The following is a 1,731-nucleotide window of genomic DNA, read 5'->3' as shown; positions in this document are numbered from 1 at the left end:
GCGCACAGAGAAACATCGAAACGGTTCTTTAACGCAGCTTGAAGCTCATCTCTACAACGTTCAATCTCTGTCTTTAGACCTTCTTCAGAAGCGATAGCTTGTACCGTGTTTAATTCTACAGCGACGACTTGCGGCTCCTTGTTATAAGCAGCGACTTGCCCACGAGTCACCTGTGAAATGCTTCCTGCGACTAGCATCACAGGTTTCGTCCCGCTAAGTGATTGCGGAGCAGATTCACTTGCATGAACAGGAAGCGATAAGGCGCTAGGGAGGAAATCAGCCAAACCTGCCGAACCTGCCCATAGCGTTTTGTAGCTTGTTTGAGCAACCCATTCAGCGATATGCCCGATATCTTCTTCTGACGTTGCATCAAAAACGATGAGTTCAGTTTTAGCTTCTAGGAGTGACTTTATGTTCTGGTGTACCTGATCTTTCCCTGCACGTAATATTTCTAAAGGAATAAGGCCAACTTTGCGTTTGGATTGCGATGAAAACAACTTCACTAAATCCGATTCTTTAACCGGGCATTTCGGATCATTGGCGATTTCGGTTTCACTGACCGGAACTCCATTCAAATAATGAATGCCTTGGGAAGTGGTGCGGCCAATCTTAGGGAAAGCTGGGGCAACGACTGCAAAGTCGAATGGAATGACATCCATCACAGCGTCGATTTCAACACCCAGATTTCCGCGAAGTGTAGAATCCATTTTCTTATAAATATGTGGGAATACCGCTTGATCAATATGACAGGCAGCTTCCTTCACCCTGGCATATGCGATCTCTTGCGCAACAGAACGACTGTCCGTATCGATGACAATAGCCTCCATCGTCTGTTGTTGTTTAGAAACTTGCTCGCTATCAAAAAACACTTGCGTTTGCAGACCYTTTCTTGCAAATTGAACACCTGAATCGGAAGCTCCGGTCAAGTCATCTGCAATGATGGCAATTTGTTTCATGGTGCAGTTCCTCCCATGCAAATCTAGAACGATTTAATTGATTTGACTCTTAGCTCCAATTTTTTTGGCATACCAAGCTGTTACGATCGGAACAAGAATAGCTGTTACGATTACGCATGAAGCTACCAGTGCTGTAGCAGATGGCACGAGCGGAGCATAAGCGGCATTCGCCGCGGCTACAGCTGCCGGAACACCTGCTGCGTTTCCTGCTGTCGAAGCTGCTGATATGCCTGCAATGCCGTTTCCACCGATCAAGCGGTCAATAAGGGTCAAGGTAAGACCCGTAACAGCGACGACGCCAATACCTAGCAAGACTCCAAGGAAGCCTGCTTTCCAAACCGTCTGAAGATTCAAACCTGCTCCCAAAGCAAAAGCAAAAAACGGAACTAAAACAGGAACAGCTTTGGATAAAAATTCACGCATTTCTTTATCCAAATTTCCTAAGATCATACCCACGATCAATGGCAAAATCGCACCAACGAATGTCTGCCAAGGGAAAGCTGCTAAGCCAGCAATTCCTAATGAGATCATGGTAAAGAATGGCCCGGATTCCAAACTCATTACGGAGTAAGCGCCAACATCTTCTTTCTTACCGAACTGTCCCATTAAAGCCATGTACAATCCACCATTTGTGTCATTCATGGCCGCTACGATGGCCAAAACCGAAATACCGGCAAAGAAGCCCTCGCTAATCATGCCACTGCCCAGAAACTTAGCAGCAACAAATCCTACGATGATTGCGGTTAAAATTTTAGTTCCTAGCAACGTTCCACCC

General features: G+C 46.1%; 2 protein-coding genes. Both read right to left on the bottom strand.

What is annotated here, in order from left to right:
• On the bottom strand, nucleotides 1-956 hold a 956-nt coding region (locus tag AC1DUA_RS36405), incomplete at its 3' end, for a four-carbon acid sugar kinase family protein (RefSeq protein ID WP_477504367.1).
• Nucleotides 957-989: 33 nt separating this feature from the next.
• Nucleotides 990-1,731: 2-keto-3-deoxygluconate permease (locus AC1DUA_RS36400; protein WP_477504366.1), on the bottom strand; the 742-nt coding region annotated here is incomplete at its 5' end.

It is taken from the genome of Paenibacillus sp. 01T422, assembly GCF_056398785.1.
The sequence above is the reverse complement of the archived record's forward strand: the minus strand, read 5'-3'. Positions and strand labels throughout refer to the sequence as shown.